13 protein-coding genes are annotated in these 22,813 nt (G+C 73.0%); 9 read left to right on the forward strand and 4 right to left on the reverse strand.

Going from position 1 to position 22,813, the window contains the following annotated elements; all coding sequences use genetic code 11:
- The first annotated feature begins 301 nt into the window (after positions 1 to 301).
- The 8 genes from ACFXKZ_RS50295 to ACFXKZ_RS50330 are packed head-to-tail and all read left to right on the forward strand — an operon-like array spanning position 302 to position 17,975.
- A complete protein-coding gene (locus tag ACFXKZ_RS50295) occupies positions 302 to 3,529 on the forward strand; it encodes an amino acid adenylation domain-containing protein (RefSeq protein WP_380014534.1) in 3,228 nt (1,075 codons plus the stop codon).
- Positions 3,526 to 9,249, forward strand: coding sequence for an amino acid adenylation domain-containing protein (locus tag ACFXKZ_RS50300; RefSeq protein WP_380014537.1), 5,724 nt, complete (start codon positions 3,526 to 3,528; stop codon positions 9,247 to 9,249). The genes ACFXKZ_RS50295 and ACFXKZ_RS50300 overlap by 4 nt, the downstream gene beginning before the upstream one ends.
- Positions 9,246 to 10,760, forward strand: a complete 1,515-nt coding sequence (locus ACFXKZ_RS50305; RefSeq protein WP_380014540.1) for a class I adenylate-forming enzyme family protein — start codon at positions 9,246 to 9,248, stop codon at positions 10,758 to 10,760. The genes ACFXKZ_RS50300 and ACFXKZ_RS50305 overlap by 4 nt, the downstream gene beginning before the upstream one ends.
- On the forward strand, positions 10,757 to 14,122 hold the full coding sequence (locus ACFXKZ_RS50310; protein WP_380014543.1) for an amino acid adenylation domain-containing protein: 3,366 nt from the start codon (positions 10,757 to 10,759) through the stop codon (positions 14,120 to 14,122). Before ACFXKZ_RS50305 ends, ACFXKZ_RS50310 begins: the two co-directional genes overlap by 4 nt.
- Positions 14,122 to 14,355, forward strand: a complete 234-nt coding sequence (locus ACFXKZ_RS50315) for an MbtH family protein (RefSeq protein WP_380014546.1) — start codon at positions 14,122 to 14,124, stop codon at positions 14,353 to 14,355. Before ACFXKZ_RS50310 ends, ACFXKZ_RS50315 begins: the two co-directional genes overlap by 1 nt.
- Positions 14,352 to 14,618 carry an acyl carrier protein gene (locus ACFXKZ_RS50320; RefSeq protein ID WP_380014549.1) on the forward strand — a complete coding sequence of 89 codons (267 nt, stop codon included), beginning with the start codon at positions 14,352 to 14,354 and terminating at the stop codon, positions 14,616 to 14,618. The genes ACFXKZ_RS50315 and ACFXKZ_RS50320 overlap by 4 nt, the downstream gene beginning before the upstream one ends.
- Positions 14,611 to 16,074, forward strand: a complete 1,464-nt coding sequence (locus tag ACFXKZ_RS50325; RefSeq protein WP_380014552.1) for a condensation domain-containing protein — start codon at positions 14,611 to 14,613, stop codon at positions 16,072 to 16,074. The genes ACFXKZ_RS50320 and ACFXKZ_RS50325 overlap by 8 nt, the downstream gene beginning before the upstream one ends.
- Positions 16,071 to 17,975, forward strand: coding sequence for a N,N-dimethylformamidase beta subunit family domain-containing protein (locus ACFXKZ_RS50330; RefSeq protein ID WP_380014555.1), 1,905 nt, complete (start codon positions 16,071 to 16,073; stop codon positions 17,973 to 17,975). The genes ACFXKZ_RS50325 and ACFXKZ_RS50330 overlap by 4 nt, the downstream gene beginning before the upstream one ends.
- 8 nt (positions 17,976 to 17,983) lie before the next feature.
- On the opposite strand, the gene ACFXKZ_RS50335 is transcribed toward ACFXKZ_RS50330, so the two are convergent.
- Positions 17,984 to 18,508, reverse strand: a complete 525-nt coding sequence (locus tag ACFXKZ_RS50335; protein WP_078979929.1) for a cupin domain-containing protein — start codon at positions 18,506 to 18,508, stop codon at positions 17,984 to 17,986.
- Between the two features lie 202 nt (positions 18,509 to 18,710).
- Here ACFXKZ_RS50335 and ACFXKZ_RS50340 point away from each other — a divergent pair, with 202 nt between their 5' ends.
- Positions 18,711 to 19,334, forward strand: coding sequence for a dihydrofolate reductase family protein (locus tag ACFXKZ_RS50340; protein ID WP_380014558.1), 624 nt, complete (start codon positions 18,711 to 18,713; stop codon positions 19,332 to 19,334).
- A 287-nt stretch (positions 19,335 to 19,621) separates the two neighbouring features.
- On the opposite strand, the gene ACFXKZ_RS50345 is transcribed toward ACFXKZ_RS50340, so the two are convergent.
- The 3 genes from ACFXKZ_RS50345 to ACFXKZ_RS50355 all read right to left on the reverse strand — a co-directional run bounded on the left by ACFXKZ_RS50345 (position 19,622) and on the right by ACFXKZ_RS50355 (position 22,719).
- Positions 19,622 to 19,966 carry a VOC family protein gene (locus ACFXKZ_RS50345; protein ID WP_380014561.1) on the reverse strand — a complete coding sequence of 115 codons (345 nt, stop codon included), beginning with the start codon at positions 19,964 to 19,966 and terminating at the stop codon, positions 19,622 to 19,624.
- Between the two features lie 209 nt (positions 19,967 to 20,175).
- Positions 20,176 to 21,537: a glutaminase A gene (gene glsA, locus ACFXKZ_RS50350; protein ID WP_380014564.1), complete on the reverse strand. Its 1,362-nt coding sequence runs from the start codon at positions 21,535 to 21,537 to the stop codon at positions 20,176 to 20,178.
- Between the two features lie 246 nt (positions 21,538 to 21,783).
- Entirely contained in the window at positions 21,784 to 22,719 is a 936-nt protein-coding gene (locus ACFXKZ_RS50355; protein WP_380014567.1) for a LysR family transcriptional regulator, read from the reverse strand.
- Positions 22,720 to 22,813: the final 94 nt, after the last annotated feature.

Genomic DNA, 22,813 nt, shown 5'->3' on the forward strand with positions numbered 1-22,813 from the left:
CTGTTCGACCATCCCGATCGTTAACACCCGGTTGGTATCCGGGCCGGTCCCTTCCGTTCCGCTTGATTCGAGGTCTGGACCAATAGTCGGTTTGGTATAGACCATTGACACTGCCTCGATGGCACTCCTAGCGTTGCCGACGCACGCCACGGGGGCGGACTTCGATCGGGCGACGACAGGTCGTCCGACGCGCCGCCGTGCCGCGAGCCGACGCCCGCGTCGGATCGCGGAAACGGGATGACGGCACGGCCGTTCGGTCGGCGCGTGACGTCCCTCGGGCGATGGTGGCGAGGGGGTCGACATGGACGACGAACACACGCTTTCCCGAACCGGTTCCCGGGAGCGGATCGAGCCGACCGGGGCCGCCGAGCCGCGCGCCGGGGAGCGGGTCGGCGGGTTGTCCTTCGGCCAGGAACGCCTGTGGTTCCTCGACCGCTTCGCACCGGGCGACGCCGCCTGGAACATCCCGTGGTTGTTGCGCCTGTCCGGCCCGCTGGACATCGAGGCGCTGCGTGTCGCCTTCGCGGGCGTCGTCGCCCGACACGACGCGCTGCGCACCCGATTCCCCGACGACGAGGGACGCCCCGTCGCCGTGGTGGCACCGCCCGGCCCGGTCCCGATCGAGATCGTGGACCCGGCCGGGCCGAGTGCCGACGCAGCCGACCGCATCCTCGCCGAGCGGGTCAACGCCGGCTTCGACCTCGCCGCCACACCGCCGCTGCGGGTGACTCTGGTCCGGCTCGACGACCGTGAACACGTGCTGTGCGTGGTGCTCCACCACATCCTGGCCGACGGCTGGTCGCTCAATCTGCTCCGCCGCGAACTGGAACTGCGCTACAGCGCGCACCGCGACGGCGTACGACCCCTCTTCGCCGAACTGCCCTCCTACCTCGACCACGCCGCCCGGCAGCGGGAGCACGACCCGGACACCGAACGGGCCGTCGACTACTGGCGCCGGCAACTCACCGACCTGCCCAGGCTCGACCTCCCACTCGACCGCCCGCGCACCGCCGCGCCGTCCTCCGCGACCGCGTTCCACACCCGACGCCTGACCGGCATCGGCCCCGCCCTGGACCACGTCGCGCGGACCCGACGCTGTACCCCGTTCATGGTCCTGCTCGCCGGCTACCAGGCACTGCTGCATCGGCACGGCGGGCAGCGCGACTTCGCCGTGGGCGCACCGATCGCCGGTCGTGGTGAGGTCGAACACGAGGGCCTGATCGGCTACTTCTCCAACACCCTGGTGTTGCGCGCCGACCTGCGCGGGGAGCCGACCTTCGGCGAACTGCTGCGCCGCACCCGACGGACCGCGCTCGGCGCGTACGGCCACGACCGCATCCCCTTCGAGCGACTGCTCGCCGAACTGCGGGTGGACCGCGATCCGGCGGCGCCCGCGCCGCTGTTCCAGACCCTGCTCACGGTGCACACCCAGGACGCGGACACCGGACCCACCCGCCGCTTCGCCGACCTGGCGGCCCGCGAGGTGGACGGCGGCCACCGCGCGGGCAAGTTCGACCTCTCCCTGGACATCCGACGCGACGGCGACGACCTGGAGGCGGTCTTCGGCTACCGCACCGCGCTGTTCGACGAGGCGACCGCAATCTCCTTGGCAGCCCGCCTGGAAACCCTGCTGCGCGGTGCCCTCGCCGAGCCGGACACCCCGGTACACCTGCTGCCACTGCTGACCGACGCCGACCGGGACCGTCTGGGCATCCGACCCGAACCCGTCGACGAGCCCGCCGAATCGGTCCTGGCGGCCATCGCCGGGGTCCCGGGCGACCGTATCGCCCTGCGCTCCCCCGACGGCTCCGTCACCTACCGCGAACTCGCCTTGCGCGCCGACGCCCTGGCCGCCCGACTCCGCAGCGCAGGGGTCGAACCCGGCGCCGTCGTCGGGGTGTTGTGCCCACGCGGCACAAACGCCGTCGTGGCCATGCTCGCCACCTGGCGCGCGGGCGCCGCGTATCTGCCCCTGGACCCCAAATACCCTTTCAGACGCCTGGAGTTCATGCTCGCGGACAGCGAGACCCAAGTGGTGGTCACCGATGCCGCGCACGCCGAAGGGCTGCCCGCGACGGTCACCCCGGTATTCGCCGACGCGGCGCCGGAGAGCGCACCCTTCACTCCCCTCGAACCCACCGCCCAGTCCCCCGCGTACCTGATCTACACCTCCGGCTCCACGGGCACCCCCAAGGGTGTCCTGGTCCCGCACGGCGCACTCGCCGCCCGGGTGCGCTGGATGCGCACCGGCTACCGGATCGAGCCGAGCGACCGGGTCCTGCAGACCGCCTCGCTCAGCTTCGACACCCATGTCGAGGAGCTATATCCGACCCTGGCCGCCGGCGCCACGCTGGTCCTGCCCGCGCCCGACGCCACCCTGCCCGACGTACTCGCCGCCGGCGACGCAGCCGACGTCACCGTGCTCGACCTGCCCACCCCCTACTGGCACGAGCTCGTCGAGACCGGCGCCGACACCATCGCCTGGCCGCCCGCGCTGCGCCTGCTCATCCTCGGCGCCGACCAGGTTCGCCCCGGCGCGGTCGCCGCCTGGCGCGCCCGCTTCGGCGACCGGGTCCGCCTGGTCAACTCCTACGGGCCGACCGAGACCACCGTCATCGCCACCACCGCCGACCTCGGCCCCGCCGACGCCACCGCACGCCCGCCGATCGGCACCACGATCGACGCCACGCACACCGTGGTCGCCGACGCGCACGGCAACCCCGTGCCGCCCGGCGTGCCCGGCGAACTGCTGATCGGCGGCGCCGGCGTCGCCCACGGCTACCTCGGCCGCCCCGGCGCCACCGCCGCCGCCTTCCGGCCCGACCCCGACGGCCCGCCCGGCGCCCGCCGCTACCACACCGGGGACCGGGTGCGGCTGCGCGCCGACGGGCGGTTGGAATTCCTCGGCCGGCTCGACGCCCAGGTCAAGGTGCGCGGCTACCGGATCGAGCCGGGCGAGGTGGAGGTCGCGCTCCTGGCCCACCCCGGCGTACTCCAGGCCGCCGTGGTCGCCCGGGACGAGGCACTGGTGGGCTACGTGGTCACCACCGCCGACCTGTCCGTGCCCGAACTGCGCGCCGACCTCGCCAGCCGACTGCCCACGCACCTGTTGCCCGGCGCACTGGTCCGGCTGGACCGGCTCCCCCTGACCCCGAACGGCAAACTCGACCACCGCGCCCTGCCCGCCCCCGACCGACGCGCCGAACAGACCCACGGCTACCTCGCGCCCCGCACCGACGCCGAGGAACTGGTCGCCGAGATCTGGATCGACGTGCTCGGCCTGGACAAGGCCGGCGTGCTCGACGACTTCTTCGAACTCGGCGGCCACTCGCTCCTGGCCACCCGCGTGGTCGCGCGGATCGCCGCCGCCACCGACCTCGTCGTACCGCTGCGCACCCTGTTCACCCACCGCACCCTCGCCGGATTCGCCGCCGCGGTCGAGGAACTTCTGGTCGCCGACCTGGCCGCGCTCGACGACGACACCGCCGAGCAGCTGCTCTCCGCCGAGAGGAACCGTTCGCAGCCATGAGCACCGAGTCCCCCGCGCGCGACACGCCGCTGTCCGCGACCAAACGCGAACTCCTGGAACGCCGGCTGCGCCGCCGCGTGCCGACCGGCCCGGTCATTCCGCGCCGGCCGGAGGGCACCGTGCCGCCGCTGTCCTACGCTCAGGAACGCGTCTGGTTCATGGAGCAGTTCGCGCCCGGCACGGCCGCGTACACCATCCCGGTCGCCCGCCGGCTGCGCGGTGCGCTCGACGTCGACGCCCTGGAACGCGCCCTGGCCGACCTCGTCGCCCGCCACGAAACCCTGCGCTCGCGCTACCTCGTGGACGAGGACGGACAGCCCCGCCTGGACATCGCCGCGACCCTGCCGTCGGTGCTCACACGCGTCGAGGCGGCCGACCGGGCCGAGGCGGAGCGACTGGTCAACGCGGGCGCCGCGGCGTCCTTCGACCTGGCCGAGGGACCCCTGATCCGGGCCCTGCTGATCCGCCTGACCGACACCGACCACGTGTTGCTGCTGACCGTGCACCACAGCGTCAGCGACGGATGGTCCAGCGAGATCATGGTCCGCGAGGTACTGGCCGGCTACGCCGCGCACGCCGCCGGCAGCGCGCCGCGACTTCCCGAATTGGCGGTCTCCTATGGCGACTTCGCCATCTGGCAGCGGGAGCGGCTGACCGGCGAGACACTGCTGCGCGAGACCGCGTACTGGCGGACCGAGCTGGCCGGCGTCGAACCACTCGAACTGCCCACTCGCGGACCACGCCCGGCCCGACAGACCTTCGCCGGCGCCGGCCACGCCTTCGAGGTCGACCGCGAACTTCTGGACCGGCTCGCCGCGTTGGCCCGCGAGCGCGGCGCCACCCTGTACATGGTGCTGCTCGCCGCCTTCCAACTCATGCTCGCCCGGCACAGCGGGCAGCGCGAGTTCGCGGTCGGCTCGCCGGTGGCCGGTCGCCCGCATCCCGAGGTGGAGAACCTGGTCGGGATGTTCGTCAACGTGGTGGCACTGCGCGCCCGCACCGGGGGCGATCCGACCTTCGCCGAACTGCTCGACCGCACCCGGGAGACCTGCCTGGAGGCGTACGCACACCAGGAGTTGCCGTTCGCCCAGCTGGTCACCGAGCTGAACGTGGCGCGCGACGTGTCCCGGTCGCCGGTGTTCCAGGCGGTGCTCGCGGTGCAGAACTACGCCACGGCGAACGCCCCCGACGCCGGGTCCGGATTGACCGCCGAGGCGTTCGGCCTCGAGGCCGGCGGCACCCGGTTCGACCTGGAACTGTTCCTGATGGAGTGGCCGGACGGCCTGTACGGCGCCTTCAACTACAACACCGACCTGTTCGACGAGACGACCATCGCCCGCCTGGGCCGGCATCTGGGTCGGCTGCTCGCGGTACTCGCCGACCGGCCCGACGTACCGGTGTCCACCCTCGACGGCCTCGACCCCGACGAACGCGACCTGGTCCTGATTCGCTGGAACGACACCGCCGCGCCGGTCCCGGAACGGTCAACACTGGTCGACCTGATCGCCGACCGCATCGCCCGCACCCCCGACGCCACCGCCGTGGTCCTGGACGAACACACCCTGACCTATCGCGAACTCGACGCCGCCGCCGATCGGGTCGCCCACCGCCTCCGCGCCGAGGGGGTCCGCCCCGGCGACCTGGTCGCGGTCGGCGCGGAACGCTCCCCCGAGCTGGTCGCCGCCCTGCTCGGCGTGCTGCGCACCGGCGCCGGGTACACCCCGCTGGACCCCGAATACCCCGCCGAACGGCTGGCGTTCATGCTGGCCGACTCGGGCGCGCGGGTATTGCTCAGCCACCGGCGACTGCCGATGCCCGCCGACTGCGCGGCCACGGTGATCGCCCTGGACGACCTCGCCGACTGGCCCGACCCGGCACCCGGCACCGACGCTCGCGCCGATGTCGCCGCACCGACGCCCGACGACGTCGCGTACATGATCTACACCTCCGGCTCCACCGGCCGGCCCAAGGGTGTGCCGAACACCCACCGCGGCATCGTGAACCGGATCGCGTGGATGCAGGACACCTACCGACTGGGCCCCGACGACGCGGTGTTGCAGAAGACCCCGGCGAGCTTCGACGTGTCGGTCTGGGAGTTCTTCTGGCCGCTGACCGCGGGCGCCCGACTGGTCCTGGCCCGCCCGGGCGGGCACAAGGACGCCGGATATCTGCGCGACGTGATCGCCGAACAGGGCGTGACAGTGACGCACTTCGTGCCCGCGATGCTGACCGTGTTCCTGGCCGAAGAGGGCGTCGAGCGCTGCACGACGCTGCGCCGAGTGGTGTGCAGCGGCGAGGAGTTGGCTCCGGACAACGCCCGCGCCTTCCGCGAGCGGCTGCCGAATTGTGCGCTGGCGAACCTGTACGGGCCGACCGAGGCGGCCGTGGACGTCACCGCGTGGGAGTGCGCGGGCCCGCTCGCCACCGTGCCGATCGGCGCGCCGATCCACAACACCCGGGTGTACGTACTCGACGAGGCGATGCGACCCGCGCCGCTCGGCACGCCGGGCGAGCTGTATCTGGGCGGGGTCCAGGTCGCGCTCGGCTACCACCGGCGGCCCGGCCTGACCGGGGAACGTTTCGTCCCGGATCCGTTCGGCGCGCCGGGCGCCCGGCTGTACCGCACCGGCGACCTCGCCCGATGGCGACCCGACGGCACCCTCGACTTCCTGGGCCGGATCGACGGTCAGGTCAAGCTGCGCGGCCTGCGGATCGAACTCGGCGAGATCGAGGCCGCGTTGCGCGCCCGCCCGGAGGTGGACGAGGCCGCGGTGGTAGTCCGCGAGGACACCCCCGGGGACAAGCGCATCACCGCGTACGTGGTACCCACCGCCCCAGGGCGGGCCGTGGGTGCCGCCGGCAAGGCCGAGAGACCGGGCTCGGGTTCCACCGTCGAGGTCGCCGGCCTCGACCCGAGCACCGGGGCCACGAACTCCGACTCGGGCACGGGAGGCGCGGACCACGACCCAAACACGGTCGTCACGGACCCCGACCCGGATCGCGGCACCGAAGACTTCGACGCCGACGACATCCGGGCCGCGCTCAAACGCACCCTGCCCGACTACATGGTCCCCGCCGCGTTCGTCGCGCTGCCGGCGCTGCCCCTGACCCCCAGCGGCAAGCTCGACCGCAAGGCTTTGCCCGCGCCCGCCGCGCGCCGCTCCAAGGGTGCCGCCGCCGCGCCGCCGACCACCCCGGCGGAGCTGCTGTTCGCCCGGATCTGGTGCGACGTACTCACGCTGCCCGAAGTCGGCGTCGACGACGACTTCTTCGACCTGGGCGGCCACTCCCTGCTGGCCACCCAGGTGGTCGCGCGAGCGCGCAAACAGCTCCCGGAGATCGGCGGTCGGGCGGTCAGCGTGATGGACGTCTTCACACACAAGACGATCCGCGAGATCGCCGCCCTGTCCACGCTGTCCGAGGCCGAACGCGGCCCGGCGCGACTGCTGTACCGGCTGAGCAAACCCGTCCCGGTGGCGCGGCGCACCCTGTCCCTGGTCTGTGTGCCCTACGGTGGCGGCAGCGCGGTGGTGTACCAACCACTGGCCGACGCGCTGCCGGACACCCACGACCTGTGGTCGGTGGCCATCCCCGGACACGACGTGGGCGTGACCCAGGAGCGGCTGCCCTTCGAGGAACTCGCGCGGCGGATCGTCGCCGAGGTCCAGGAACGGGTCGAGGGACCGATCGCGCTCTACGGCCACTGCGGCGTCGGCAGCGCGTTGATCGTCGCCGTGGCGCGGCAACTGGAGGCGGCCGGCCGTGAGTTGGATGCGGTGTACATCGGCGCCCAGTTCCCGTTCGCCCGCCCTCGCGGGCGGGTGTTGTCCACGCTGAGCAAGGTGGCCGCGCTCGAACCGCTGCTCGGCGACCGGGTGTACGCCAACTGGTTGACCTCGATGGGCGCCGACATGGCGGACCTGGACGGCGACCAGATGAAGTTCATCATCGGCAACATGAGACGCGACTCGGTGGCGGCCGAGGAGTACTTCACGGAGGCGCTGTCCGACAACCGCCCCCGGCTGCGTGCGCCGATCGTCTCGGTGATGGGCGACCGGGACCCGGCCGCCGACTTCTACCAGGAACGCTTCCGCGAGTGGCGCACCATCGCCGACCGGGTGGCGCTGGTGATGCTGGACGAGGCGGGCCACTTCTTCCTCAAGCACCGCGCGAACGACCTGGCCGAGGTGATCACGCGCGTACATCCGGCGGTGGCCGCGGGCCGCACCGACGCGCTGCCCACCCGCGAGGCGGACGGCCCGTGGTGGTTCCACGGCACCGCCGGACCACCGGACGACGACCCCGGACCGGACCGCACCGGGACCGCCGCTTCGCGAGGCCGCGAACCCCAACCCGGCATGGGCCGGTTCCTCCTGGTGGCGTTCAGCCAACTGGTCTCGATCACCGGCTCCGCGCTGACCGAATTCGCGTTGCCGATCTGGATCTACCTCCAGACCGGCTCGATGGGCCGCTTCGCGCTCTACGCGGTGATCGGCATGTTGCCGGGCATCCTGATCGGCCCGCTCGCCGGGGCGATCGTGGACCGGATGGACCGGCGCAGGGTGATGCTGCTCGGCGACCTGACGGCCGGCGGCACCCAGGGGGTGCTGTTGTTGCTCCTGGTCTCGGGCTCGCTGCATCCGTGGCACATCTACGTGCTGTTGGGCGCGCTGTCCGTCGCGCTCACCTTCCAACGCCTGGCCTACGCCTCGGCGGTGCCGCAACTGGTGCCCAAGCAATACCTCGGTCACGCCAACGGCATCGTGCAACTGGCGGGCGGGGTCGCCCAGTTCGTCGTCCCGCTGATCGCGGTGGGGCTGATGGCCGGCATCGGCCTGCGCGGCATCCTGATCCTGGACGTGATCAGCTACACGATCGCGATCACCATCATCGCCTTCGTGAAGTTCCCGCGCACCCTCCCCTGGCGGCGGCGCGAGTCGCTCACCGCCGAGATCAAGCACGGGTTCACCTACTCGTGGCGCCATCGCGGCTTCCGGGCCATGCTGCTCTGGTTCGCCGTGCTGAACCTGTTCCTGTCCCCGCTGTTCCTGCTCACCACGCCGCTGGTGTTGTCCTTCGACTCGCTCGGCGGCGCCGCCCGGGTATCCATGGCGGCCGGTGCCGGGGTGATCGTGGGCGGCATCGCGATGGGCTTTTGGGGCGGTCCGCGCCGGCAACGGCTGCGCGGCATGTTGTGGCTGGCCGCCGCCCTGGCCGGGGCGTCCGCGTTCACCGGACTGCACGCGAGCCTGTGGGTGGTCGGGATCGGCGCCTTCGGCATGTCCTGCGCACTGTCCCTGGTCAACGGCGTCTACACGACCATCGTCCAGGTCAAGGTGCCCCAGCGGTTCCACGGCCGGGTATTCGCGCTGAACACCCTGGTCGCCTGGTCCACGCTGCCGATCGGACACGGCATCATCGCGCCGCTCGGCGCCAAGCTGTTCGAGCCGCTGATGACCGACGACGGGCCGCTCGCGAGCTCGATGGGCCGGCTGATCGGACACGGCGAGGGACGCGGCATCGGCCTGCTCTACCTGGTGTTCGGCGCCGCAATGCTCGCCCTCGTGCTGATCGGCTTGCGGCTGCCGGTACTTGCCCACTTCGACCGGGATGTCCCGGACGCTCCCGCCGACGACGAGGTCGGCATCCAGGAACGCGAACGCCGGATCCGGGCCCGGGCCGCCGGGTCGGCGCCCGCCCTCGCGGAGGTGTCGAGATGAGCATCGGAACCCGACCCCGGCCGACACCCGCCGGCCGCCGCGCACCGGAGACCCTGTCCGCGCTGCTCGCGCATCGCGCCGAGATCGAGCCGGAGCAACCCGCGATCCTCAGCGGACGCGAGAAGTTGACGTTCGGTTCCTGGCACTACCGCGCGGACGCGGTGGCCGCCGGGCTCGCCGAGCGCGGCATCGGCGCGGGCGATCGGGTCGCGCTCCTGTACGGCAACGGCGACTGGATCGACTACGCGACCGCCTACCTGGGCGTACAGCGCACCGGCGCGGTCGCGGTGCCGATGTCGGACCGGCTCGCCCCCGCCGAGGTGCGGCACCTGCTCGCGCACAGCGGCGCGGCGGCCGTACTGCACCGCGCCGAGTTGGTCCCGCCGGACGCCGGCACCGGCGCCTGGACCGCGCCGGTCGAGGACATCGAGACCTACCCCGCCGGCGGCCTGCCGACCCCGGCCCCCGGCGACCTCGCGCAGATCCTGTACACCTCCGGAACCACCGGCACCCCCAAGGGTGTTGCCGCGACGCATGCCAACCTGGCGTACGGCTGCACGCTGGACGCGCGCCGCCGCCCGCTCGGCCACTCGGCGCACTTCCTGCACGCGTATCCGGTGGGCACCAACGCCGGGCAGACCATGCTGATCAACGCGCTGGACGCGAAGGCGACCGCCATCGCCGCCCCGCGCTTCACCCCGGGACACTTCGCCCGGCTGATCGAACGGCACGCGGTGGGGAGCGTGTTCGTGGTGCCGGCGATGGCCGTCGAACTGCTCGGCGCGGACCAGGCACACCGCCACGACCTGTCCAGCGTGCGACTGCTCGGCTCCACGGCCGCCGCCCTGCCGCGCCGGGTCGCAGTGGGCCTGGCCCGGCTGTTCCCCCAGGCGCAGATCGTCAACTACTACACCTCCACCGAGGCCGCGCCCGCGCAGACCACGATGTTGTTCGACCCCGAACACCCCGGCTCGCCCGGCCGACCCGCGTCGTTGCGCGACCTGCGGGTGACCGACGACCGCGGGCGGGTGTTGCCGGTCGGGGAGACCGGAGAGGTCTGGCTGCGCACCCCGACCACGCCCCGCTCGTACTACAACGAGAAGGCCGACTCTAGGGTGTTCTCCGGGCGTTGGGTGCGCATGGGCGACCTCGGCTACCTGGACGCCGAGGGTTTCCTGTACCTGGTCGACCGCGAGCGGGACGTGATCAAGTCCGGTGCGTACAAGGTCTCCACGTTGCAGGTCGAGGACGCCCTGCACGAACACCCGGGCGTGCTGGACGCGGCCGCGTTCGGCGTACCGCACCCCGTGCTCGGGATGACCGTCGCGGCCGTCGTGGTGCCCCGGGGCGAACTGACCGCGACCGAGCTGCGGGTGTTCCTGATGGAACGGCTCGCCGCTCACGAACTGCCCGGACACGTGGTGTTCCGGGAATCCCTGCCACGCAACGAGGGCGGCAAGATCCTCAAGCGCGAGCTGCGCCGGCTCCTGGACGACGAGGTCCGACCATGACTGTGACGAACGATCAGATCCCCTGGAACGATCGTATTCCGCCGAACGATCATCCGACCCCGACGGCCGCGAGCGCCCACGTCGAAGCCGAGCCCGGGGCGGGGCTCGACACGCCGGCCTTCGCGCCGTTGTCCGCTGCCCAGTTGGGCGTGTGGGTGACCGAGCGCACGTTGCCCGCCGAGTCCGCCTACCACCTCTCGGTGCTGCTGCGCTTCGACGGCCCGCTCGACCCGGACGCGCTGGCCCGCGCGTGCGCGGCCACGATCGAGCGGCACCCGATACTGGCCGCGGCGGTCGGCGAGGCGGACGGCACGCCGGGCCTGGTGCCCACGACGCCCGCGCCGATGCGCCGGGTGCCGGCCGACGAGGCGGACCTGGATGCGCTGATCCGGGCCGAACTGGGCCGCCCCTTCGACCTGTACGCCGGTCCGCTCGCCCGCTTCACCCTGTTCTCCCTCGCGCCGGACCGGCACACGCTCCTGGTGACCGCGCACCACGTGATCTTCGACGGCACGTCCAAGGAGATCGTGGTGGCCGCCCTGGCCCGGGCCTACCGCGCGGCCCGCGAGGGCGGGACTCCCGCGACGCCGGCATCGGACGGCCCGGGATCGACCGACGTGTTCCGGGCCGGACCGGCGTCGGCCGATCATCCCGACCCCACCGGCGTCTGGGCCCGGCACCGCGAGGAACACGGTCGGGCGATCCTGCCGGGGCTGCTGCCCACCACGCGCGCCGGCGGCGAACCGGCGCCGGGCACCACGATCCCGTTCACCCTCGGGCCCGAGACGGTCGACGCACTGCACGAGACGGCCGTACGACTCGGCGTCACCCACTTCGAACTGCTGCTGGCCGCCTGGCACACGCTGCTGTTCCGCTACGGCAACGCGCGGGTGCGCACCGCGCTCGAACTCACCACCCGCACCCCGGTCGAGGCACGCCGGGTCGGGCTCTACGTCAATGAGCTGCCGGTCTCCTCCCGACCGCGCGCGGGACAGGGATTCGGCACGTTCGTCCGGGCACTGCGCGCCGAACTGCGGGCGATCTACGCCTTCCGCGACGTGCCGTACAGCCACACCGTGCGCGGTCTCGGGCCCAGGACCGCGCTGACCGAGCTGACCGTGAGCTATCGGCGGCGCACGCGCGTGGTCGAGCCGGTCTTCCCCGGGGTGGAGACCCGGGTCGAGTGGATCGTGTTGCCGCCGACCGCGCGCAACACCGCGCATCTGCAACTGGTCGAGGGCCGGGACCGGATCGACGGCGCGCTGCACGTACCGACGGACGGCTTCGTCCCGGAGGTGGCCGCGCGTATCCCGGGCCACTTCGCCACCCTGCTGAACACCGCGCTGGCCGACCCCGAACTGCCGCTCGGCGACCTGCCGTTGTTGTCCGAGCAGGAACTGGTCAGGGTCCTGCACACCGACAACGCCACCGACACGCCGTATCCGGCCGAGGAAACCGTGGTCGAGTTGTTCGCTGCGCGCGCCGCGGCCGCACCCGACACGGTCGCCGTCGTGTGCTCGGGCCGGTTCCTGACCTACCGCCAGGTGGCCTCGGCCGCCTACGTATTCGCCGAACGCCTGCACCGGGCCGGGATCGGCGCGGGCGACCTGGTGGCGATCGAACTGTCGCGCACCGGCGAACAGGTCGCCGCCGTCCTCGGCGTGCTCGCCGCGGGCGCCGCGTATCTGCCGCTCGACCCGGGTTATCCGGCCGAACGGCTGGCGTTCATCCGGTCGGACGCGCGCATCGCGGCGATCGTACGGGACGAGAATGCGCAGGGCGGTGAACCGGGCGGCCCCGGCGCGGACTTCACGCCCGACCACGTTCCGGACGTGTCCGGGGAGTCGGCCCGGCTCCACCTCCTCGCCCCCGCCGAACCGCCGATCCCCGATGCCCCCGCCGCACCGGCCCGGCTCCGCCTCGTCACCCCCGTCGAACCGCTCGTCCTGGCCGCCCCCGACCTGAACGGGCCCGACCTGTTCGGAACCGAGCCCGGACGGGTCCGGCCGCCCACCCGGCCCGCGCCGAGCGATCCGGCGTACGTGATCTACACGTCCGGCTCGACCGGTCGGCCCAAGGGCGTCCAGGTACCGCACCACGCGCTGGCCAATCTGCTCGCGAGCATGCGCGACCGGCTCGGCGCCGGGCCCGGCGACCGCTGGCTCGGGTTGACCTCGCTGTCCTTCGACATCTCCACGGTCGAACTCCTGCTGCCGCTGACCACCGGCGCCCGGGTGGTGCTGGTGCCCGACGACCGGCACCGGGACGGACCGGCGCAACTGGCCCTGCTGGAGCGACACGCCGTCTCGCACGTCCAGGCCACCCCGAGCGGCTGGCGGGTGCTGCTCGCGGCCGGCCTGCACCGTCCGGGGCTGACCGCGATCACCGGCGGCGAGGCGCTGCCGGCCCCGCTGGCCGCCGAACTGCGCGACGCGGTGGGCCGGTTGCTCAACGTGTACGGGCCCACCGAGACCACGGTGTGGTCCACCTACGCCGAGGTCGACTCCGAGGCCGCGCCCGGAATCGGCCGGCCCCTGGCCAACACCCGCGCGTACGTACTCGACGGCCGGCTGCATCCGGTCCCCGAGGGCCTGGTGGGCGAGTTGTTCCTGGGCGGGGACGGCGTCGCGCACGGCTACCTGGGCCGCCCGGGGCTGACCGCCGAGCGTTTCGTGGCCGACCCGTTCGGGCCGCCCGGCGCCCGCCTGTACCGCACCGGCGATCTGGTCCGGCACGCGCCCGGCGGCGGCCTCGACTACGTCGGGCGTACCGACGCGCAGGTCAAACTGCGCGGACACCGGATCGAACTCGGCGAGATCGAGAGCCGGCTCGCCGCACACCCCGGCATCGCCCAAGCGGCGATCCGACTGCTCGACCCGGACGGCGAACACGCCCGCCTGATCGGCTATGTGGTTCCCGAGCCCGGACAACCCCCCATTGCGCCGGACGAGTTGCGTGCCTTCCTCGCCCGCACTCTGCCGAGTGCCATGGTGCCTGCCGGCTTCCTGGTCCTGAACGCCTTCCCGCTGACCCCCAACGGCAAGCTGGACCGGGCCCGCCTGCCCGAACCGGCACCCACCCGGCCCGAACCGGGCCAGTCCGCCGACCCGTCCGGTGCCGCCGGCGGCCCGGCCGACGAACTCACCGAGACCGTGCGGGCGATCTGGGCCGAGGTGTTGCGCCTGGACGACATCGGCGTGGACGAGGACCTGTTCGACCTCGGCGGCCACTCGCTCACCATCACCCAGATCGCCGCCCGGATCCGCAAACGCCTCGGCGTCGAGGTCCCGCTCGACGTCTTCTTCGACACACCCACCGTCGGCGGCGTGACCGACGCCGTCCGCGACCTCCAGGAGCCGTGATGCGCAACGATCCCGAAACCACCGACCCCGAGACCGACCAGGAGACCTACCGCGTGGTTGTCAACGACGAGGAACAACACTCGTTGTGGCCGCTGCGCACCGACCCGCCCGCCGGCTGGGTGCCCACCGGATTCGTCGGCACCCGCGAGGAGTGCACCGCGCACATCGACCGGGTCTGGCCGGACATCCGGCCGCTGAGCCTGCGTCGGCGACTGGCGGGGGACGCGGCATGAGGGCGGACCCGCTGCGCGAACGGGTGGCCACGCTGATCGCCGACGTGAGCGGCGGCGAGGTGAGCGCGCACGAGGTGTTGGAATCGACCGGCTCGCTGACCGCGTCAGGGGTGAGTTCGCTGACCTTCCTGCGCCTGATCGACGCCCTGGAGGGCGAATTCGACGTGTTCTTCGACCTGGACGCCGACCTGGACTTCGTCGAGGACCTGGACTCGCTGGTGGCGCACCTGACCCGGCAAGGCGTGGCGGTGGGCGATGGTTGAGGACGAGTCGGCGAGAGCCCGGGTCGCGGCCGAGGCGCCGGTCGCGGCCCCCTACGAGGTGCCGGCGCCCTTCGCGGTCTCCGCCGACGACCCGGTCCGAGCGCCGCTGACGTGGGGTCAGCGGGCCATCTGGCAGGCCATCCGGCGCACCGCGCCCAGCGACCACTACTTCAACATGACCCGCGTATTGCCGATCGCCGACCGCGGCCGGCCGGTGGACGTGACCCGGGCGAGCGCCGCGCTCGGCCGGCTGATGGAGCGTCACGACGCGTTGCGCACCCGTCTCGTGCGCACCGACGGCGAGCCCCGGCAGGCCCGCCACTCGGTGGGCACGCTGCCGGTGGAGGTGTTCGAGGCGGCGTTGATCGAGGACGCGGACACGGTCGCGGCGGCGGTGGCCGAACGCCTCGGCGCCACCCGCTTCGACTACTTCGACGCCTGGCCGATCCGGGTCGGCCTGGTGGTGCACGGCGGCCGGGTCCGCTACATCGCGCTGGCCCTGTGTCACGTGGCCACCGACGGGCACGGCGTCGAAGTCCTGGTCCGTGACCTGCGGTTGCTGATCCGGCGCGGGTCGGCGGGCGGCCCGGCGGCGGGTGGGCCGCTGGACCTGGCCCACGAGCAGTCCACGACCACGGGCCTGCGCCGGGGCGAATCGGCGCTCGCGCACTGGGAGACGCACTATCGGCGGATCGCGCCGACGGTGTTCGCCGACGTGATCGCCGAACCGGCGGCGCCGCGTTTTCGCACCGTGCGCCTGGTCTCCCCCGCGCTGGCCCGGGCCGCCGACGCGGTCGCGCTGCGCCATCGGGTCAGCCCGTCGGCGGTGTTGCTCGCGGGCGCGGCCGTGTTGGCGGCGCGAGCGGGCGGGCGGGACACCGCGGTGATGTTGCCGATCGTCGCCAACCGTTTCCGGGCGGACAGCCGCGATCTGGTCACCACGCTCTCCCAGGAAGGGCTGTTCGTGCTCGACCTGGACCTCGCCGCGCGCTTCACCGACCTGCTGCCCGCCGCATGGCAGGCGTCGCTGCGCGCGTATCGCAGCGCGGGCTACGACCCCGACCGGTGGAACGCGCTGATGTCCAGGATCACCGCCGAACGCGGCACGCCCATCCGGCCGTTCTGCTGCTTCAACGACATGCGCCTGGTGGACCGGCCGCCGGAGCCGGGGCCCGAGCCGACCGCCGCCGAACTGGACGTGGCGCGCACGCGCAGTCGGGTGGAACCGGCGGGCGGACACGAGTTCATCGCCTGCCGGTACTGCATGCACGTGGTCACCGAGGGCGACGCGCTGGTGGTCAGCGTCACCGGCGACACCGCCTATCTGCCCGTACACGCGCTGGAGGCGCATCTGGTCGCGCTGGAGGATCTGCTGGTACGCGCCGCCGCCGGGCGGGAGGTGCCGATCGGCGCGCTGACCGGCTTCGCGGAGCGGGTGGCGGAGCCGGTCGCATGAGCGTCCTGGCGTATGCCGGTGCCACGTCCGTCGCGGCGGGTGACCGGCTGCGCTTCCACCTGGCCTCGACCGACGACGGCCCGGTGCGCGGCGAGGTCACGATCGTCGACGCGACCACCGACCACGTCCTGGCCCGGGCCCGAGTGAGTGGCGAACACTGGGAGTTGGCCGTCCCACCGGACTGGCCCAGCTCGCTGTACCGGGCCGTGTTCGACGACGGCACCCCGCTCGCCGGGGACGAACCCCTCGACCACGAGGTCTGGTTCGTGGTCCGCTCGGCGCAGCCCGGGGTGGCCGCGCCGATCCTGGTGTCGGTGCCGTTCGCCACCTGGCAGGCGTACAACCGCTCCGGTGTGCCCGGGCGGGGGCTGTACTACGCCGAACAGCCGGACCGGGCCGCCCGGGTCACGTTCGACCGACCCGGTGGCGGGCCCCCGCCGGAGCGCTGGGAGGAGGGCCTGCTGCGCTGGTTGCGGGCCACCGGCCGGCCGGTCGAGTTCTGCTCCGGCCTGGATCTGCACGGCGGGACCGAACTCCTGTCGCACTACCGGCTGTTGGTGATCAACGGGCACGACGAGTACTGGTCGCGGGAACAGCGCGACACCGTCGAGGGATTCGTGCGGCGCGGCGGCAACCTGGCCATCTTCGCCGGGAACACCGCGTGGTGGCAGATGCGCCTGGAGGACGACGGCCGCACCATGGTCTGCCATCGGGACGCGATCGCCGACCCGATGGCGGCGATCGATCCCGAGCGGGTCACCGTGGAGTGGTCCAGCGCGCCGGTGCACCGGCCGGAGAACACGATGACCGGGCTCAGTTTCCGGCGGGGCGCGGGTGCGTGGGGCGAGGGGATGAAGGTGATCCGCGAGGAGGCGTACATCGCCCGGTTCACCGACCACTGGGTGTTCACCGGCACCGGTCTCGCGGACGGCGACAAGTTCGCCCAGGGCGCGCTCGGCTACGAGACGGACGCGGCCGAACTGGACTGGAGCACGGGTGTCCCCCGCGCCACCGGCCGCGACGGCACCCCGCCGTCGTTCGTCGTGCTCGCCACCGCCGATCTGCGGCACTGGGCGCGCTACGGGCAGGGCGGCGACGCGGTGATGGGCACGTTCCGGCTCGGCGCGGGCACGGTGTTCAACGCGGGCACCATCAACTGGGGCAGTGCGCTGGCCGATCCGGTGGTCGACCGGGTCACCCGCAACGTGCTGGACCGGCTCGGCGCCGCCACACAGCCGCAGTGGGAGGTGATCGGCCCCGCCGCCGACATCCGCGCACTCACCGCCTGTGAGGACGTGCTGTTCGCGGTGGACGTCGAGGGGGCGCTGCTCTGCCGCGACACCGGCGGGCAGAACCTGCCCTGGCGGGCGATCGGCGCCGCGCCGGCGGTGCGTGCCCTGGCCGCGGCGCGGGAGGCGGCCGGTGCGCTGCCGCTGGAGGTGTACGCGGTAGGCGCCGACGATCGGCTGCTGCGCCGGCGGCCGGTGACTCGGCCCGCGCCGTGGACCCCGGTCGCCCGACTGCCCGAGGGCACCCTCGCGCTGGCGCTGTGCGACGGCGGCGTCTTCGTGGTGGACGCCGCGGACACACTGCACCACGTGTACGCGACCGAGCTGCCCGCCGACCCCGAGGCGCCGGCGCCCTGGCGCGTACTCGGCCCGGCGGGTGGCGTGATCGCCCTCGCCGCGATGAACGGCCGGCTGTACGCCGCCGACGGTACCGGCCGGCTGCGCACCCGGCTGCCGATCGTGGGGCCGGCCGCGTTCGTCCCGCTGCCCGGCGAATCGGCCCCGTCCGACACCTGCCGCACGCTCACCGGCCACGCCGGGAGCCTGATCGTCACCGCACCGGGTTGCCGGATCCGCCGCCGCTCGGCGGTACCGCCGCCGACGAGGGGTTGAGCGCGCGCCTACCCGCCGAGATCGACCCAGTGGTTGTCGTGGCGGAGGAAGAACCGGGCGCGTTCCTTGTCGGTGAGGTGTTCCAGCTCGGGGATGCCCTCGAAGTAGGCCTCCCGGGGCGCCCCGGGGGCGAACTGGAGCAGCATCGAGGCCGGCTCGCCGGATTCGTTCCGGAACGCGTGCAGACCGCCGACCGGGACGTACAGGAAGTCCCCGGCCCTGGCGTCGCGCCAGTCCCGGCCGTCGAACAGCCGGATCGTGCCGGAGAGCACGAAGAACGACTCGGAGATGGTTCGGTGGAAGTGGGTGCCGGGCCCGCTGGGCACCGCGTGCATGTCGACCCGGTACAGGCCGTACTCGCCGTCGGTGGAGTCGGTGGTGGCCAGGTAGTGGTAGGTCGCACCGGCGGTGATCAGCTCGGGCGGATGCTCGGCGGGGCGGAACCGGGCGTTGACCTCGCCGGAGTCGCCGCGGTAGCGGGTCCCGGGGTAGCCGAGGCTCTGCGGATCGTCGGGGACGTCGGGGAAGGACATCGCGGGCTCCTCGTCGGACGTGAGGCAGGGTCGTATCGCGTGTGGTGGTGACGCATGCGGGTGGATCGGGGCGGGAATCGTCGGGGATCGATCGAGGGATCGCTCCCGGACCGATGAGTTTCCGGTGGACGCGCAGTCGAAGCATGTGTCGGCTCGAAAACCACGGGACCACCACGGCGACACCGCAACGAAGGGCAGCGCCATGAAGATCACCCTCACCACCTTCCTCACCATCGACGGGGTCTACCAGGCCCCGGGCGGCCCGGAGGAGGACCCCGGAGGCGGCTTCGAACACGGCGGCTGGTCGGCGCCGTACGGGGACGACGACTTCGGCCGGTTCATGGTCGGGGTGATCGGCCGTGCGGAGGCGTTCCTGCTCGGGCGGCGGACGTACGACATCTTCGCGTCCTACTGGCCCGCGATCACCGACCCGGCCGACCCGATCGCCGGGCCGCTGAACACGCTGCCCAAGTACGTGCCCACCAACACCCTCACGTCGGCCGATTGGCACAACAGCCGGCTGCTGCACGGCGACCTGGCGGAGGAGGTCGGCGCGCTCCGGAAGCAGGACGGCGGCGAACTCCAGATCCACGGCAGCGGCGCGCTTGCCGGGGCGCTGCTGCGGCTCGGCCTGATCGACACGATGCACCTGCTGACGTTCCCGGTCGCGCTCGGCACGGGCAAGCGCCTGTTCGAGCCGGGTGTACTGCCGACCGCGTTCGCGCTCACCGGCTCGGAGGTCACCGGGAAGGGCGTGGTGATCACGTCCTACGAGCGCCGGGGCGCACCCACGTACGGCAGCTACGAGCGTCCGGAGCAGGGGTAGGACCGCGGGCCCGAGCGGGGGTGGACGCAGGTCCGGGAGCGCGGCCGAGAGCCCGGGAGCGCACATACCGACGGCGCGTCCGACACCCACGGGGGGTGTCGGCCGCGCCGTCGGCGGTTCGCGGGGCGAGGATCCCCGCCATGGTGGGGCCGGGTTCCGGCCGGGGGAGATCGGCTCGGGCGCTCTGCCCCGCGCGGGCCCGGGAGTCCGGTCTCGGGAGTCATGGCCGGGGTTCGGCGTACCCCGGCCCGGACTCCGCGAGTTCCCGGGCCCACGACGCTCCGGGCTCAGGCCTCCTGGATGAGACCGATCGGGTTGTCGTCGGCGTCCTTGAGCACGGCGGTGCGCTTGCCGCCGCCGACGTCCTTGACCTCGTGGACGGGCTCCGCGCCGGCCTCGACCAGCGACGCGAAGGTCGCCTCGATGTCCGCGACGTGCCAGTAGGAGATCGGGCCGTGCTCCCACTTGGCGTGGCCGTGCGGGTCCAGGCCGATGTCCTGGCCGTCGAGGTGATAGCCGACGTAGTACGACTCGTCCATCACCGGATCGACGCCGAGGATCCGGCTGTACAACTCCTTGGCCTTGGCGAGATCCCGCACGGGGTAGATCACCGTCTTGATGCCTGTGGTCATGCTGCGCTCCTCGGGAGGGCCGGCCGGCGTCCGGGTTCGGGGTCCGGGTGCGGGTCGGCGTCGGGGCTTTCGCCTTCGTGGGTCCGGGTCCGTTGTCGGTCCGTCGAGGAGGTGACCCGCGCGGGCGGAGGAGTGTGACCGGTCCGGTGGAGTTTTTCCGGAGCGGTGCGGGGCGCGGGGGGCGGGCGGCCGGATGCGCGGGGTCGTGTCTATCCGGTCGGCTCGGTCGTCGTCGCCAGCAGCCGGTCCTCGCCCCACGCGACGGCCTCATCCCGGCTGACGAACGCCGTCCACGGCGCCGGCCCGTCGCCGATCGGGTCGAGCAGCGGTTCCCGGGCGGCGATGGCGATCTCGTGGCCGGCGGCGACCAGGTCGGCCAGCACGGCGCCGAGCATCGTGGCCGAGCCGAGCGCGATCCGGGTCACCCGGTCCAGGTCGAGCACGATCCACCCCGGCGGGCTCGGCTCGGACTGACGCAGCGCGTGGAGCAGGTGCTCCGTCTCGGTGAACTCCAACGCCCCCTGCGCCCGGATGATGACGACACGATGCCCTTCGCGGTCCAGGACCGCCCGCTGCGCGGGTGTCCGGGCCCGGTAGGACGGGTGGTCGAGCGCGGTGGTGACCTCGGTGACGGTGGCGATGTGCCGACCGGGCTGGTGCATCAGGTGCAGCGCGAAACGTTCGGACAACTCGGTCAGCGCGACCACACCCCGCACGGGGTTGCCGGCCCGATCCAGCGGCGGGCTGTGTACCGCGATGCCGAACCGCGCCGGGCTGCATGCGATCAGGCCGCCGGACACCCCGCTCTTGGCCGGCAGTCCCACCCGCAGCAGCCATTCGCCCGCGCTGTCGTACATCCCGCAGGTCGCCATCACCGCCAACGCCCGCACCGCCACCGGTTCGGCGATCACCCGGTCGCCGGTGACGGGGTTGACGCCGCCGTTGGCCAGCGTGGCCGCCATCACCGCCAGGTCGGCCACCCCGACCCGGATCGAGCACTGGCGGAAGTAGGTGCGTACGGTCTCGTCCACATCGCCGGCCAACGAACCCGCGCCGCGCATCAGGTAGGCCAGCGCCCGGTTGCGGTCCCCGCTCGCCGCCTCGGAGCGGTAGACGTCCTCGTCGACGTCCAGGGATCGGCCCGCGAAGGCGGACAGGCACGCGCGGATGCGTTCGAAGCGGTCGCTCGCGTCGGCCGCCGGAACCAGCGAGGTGGTGACGATCGCGCCCGCGTTGACCATCGGGTTCGCCGGTCGGCCGGTGCCCTGCTCCAGGCTGATCGCGTTGAACGCCTCGCCGCTGGGCTCGGCGCCGACCCGGCGGGCCACCGCTGCCGGGCCGAGTTCGGACACGGCGAGTGCGTAGACGAACGGCTTGGACACCGACTGGATGCTGAACAGGTCGTCGGTGTCGCCGGCGTGGTAGCGGTTGCCGGACATGCTGACCAGCGCGAGGCCGAAGGTACGGGGGTCGGCGGAGGCCAACTGTGGGATGTAGTCGGCGACTTCGCCGTCGGCGAGCGAACTCAGCCGGTCGTGCAGCTCGGCCAGGGAGGTGGTCACCGGGTCCATGGCGACCACCCGTCGGCCGTGCGGGGCGCAGTGGTGTCCGGCATCGTCCTGCTCCCGTCCGTCGACCGGCCGGGCCGGCGAGCGGGCGTGGGCCGGTGCGCTGTCGTCACGTAGCGTGATGGTCGGTTTTCGAGCGTAGTCGGCGCACGATCGACACGCGCGTCGGCGGGGCGGGGGTTGGGCCGGTTGTGGGGGCGGCTGTGTGGCTGGTTGTGGGGTCGGTTGTATGGCCGGCTGGGGGGCGGCTCAGCCCTGTGGCGAGCCCGCCCGGATCGGCGCGCCGGCCTCGGCGTGCTCGCCGGGCGCCGCCGCCGCGTACAGCACTTCGCGCAGTCCGGGCAGCGTCTCGCGGTCCGGGCGCCAGACCAGGCGCAGGGTGAGGTCGGGGGTGTCCAGCGGAAGCCTGACCAGGGTGCCGGCGGCGAGTTGGTCGGCGACCGCGAAGTGCGGCAACAGCGCGACGCCCAGCCCCTGTTCGGCCCAGGCCCGGGTGACCGCGACACCGCCGGCCCGGACCCGCTCCACCTCGACGCCGAGCAACCGGTCGCCGGCCAGCCGGAACGAGCAGGCCGACGCCCCATTGACCAGCAGCCGCTCCTCGCGCAGGTCGGCGTCGGTGATCCGGTCCCGGTCGCCCAGCGCATGCCCCGGGGCGGCGACCAGTGCCAGCCCGACGGGTTCCAGGTCGACGAACGCCAGTGCGGCCGGCGGTGGTTCGAACCCCAGCTCGCCGAGCCAGGTGCCGGTGTCCAGGAGCAGCGCCACGTCCAGCCGACCGGCCACCACGGCGGCCAGGAGTTCGCTTCGATCACTGTCCGAGACCACCTGGACCCGCAGATCGGGCCGGCGGGCGGCGAGCCGGCCGAGCACCGAGGGCACGTGGGTCACGGCGATGCTCTCCAACGCCCCCAGCCGCAGCAGCGGCGCCGCGGCGGCCACCTCGCGGCGGGCCTGTTCGGCCTGGTCGAGCAGCCGGTGCGCCCACTCCCGCATGCGCTCCCCGGCAGCGGTCGGCGTCATGCCCCGGGGACCTCGGTCGAACAGGAGTACGCCCACGGACTTCTCCAGGACCCGGATCTGCTCGGAGACCGACGACGGCGCGATGCCGAGCGCGTTGGCGGCCGCGGTGACCGTGCCGAGCCGGGCAACCGCCTCGAAGGTGCGGAGCCGGCGAAGTTCCATGGGCCGTGCAACCTCCTTCGAGCATTCGGATATTCCGAACGGAGCATACGGTCGGGCCGGTCGAGTCGAGAGCCGCGGTCGACGGACAGTGGTG

The sequence above is a fragment of the Embleya sp. NPDC059237 genome (assembly GCF_042754105.1).
Classification (GTDB): domain Bacteria; phylum Actinomycetota; class Actinomycetes; order Streptomycetales; family Streptomycetaceae; genus Embleya.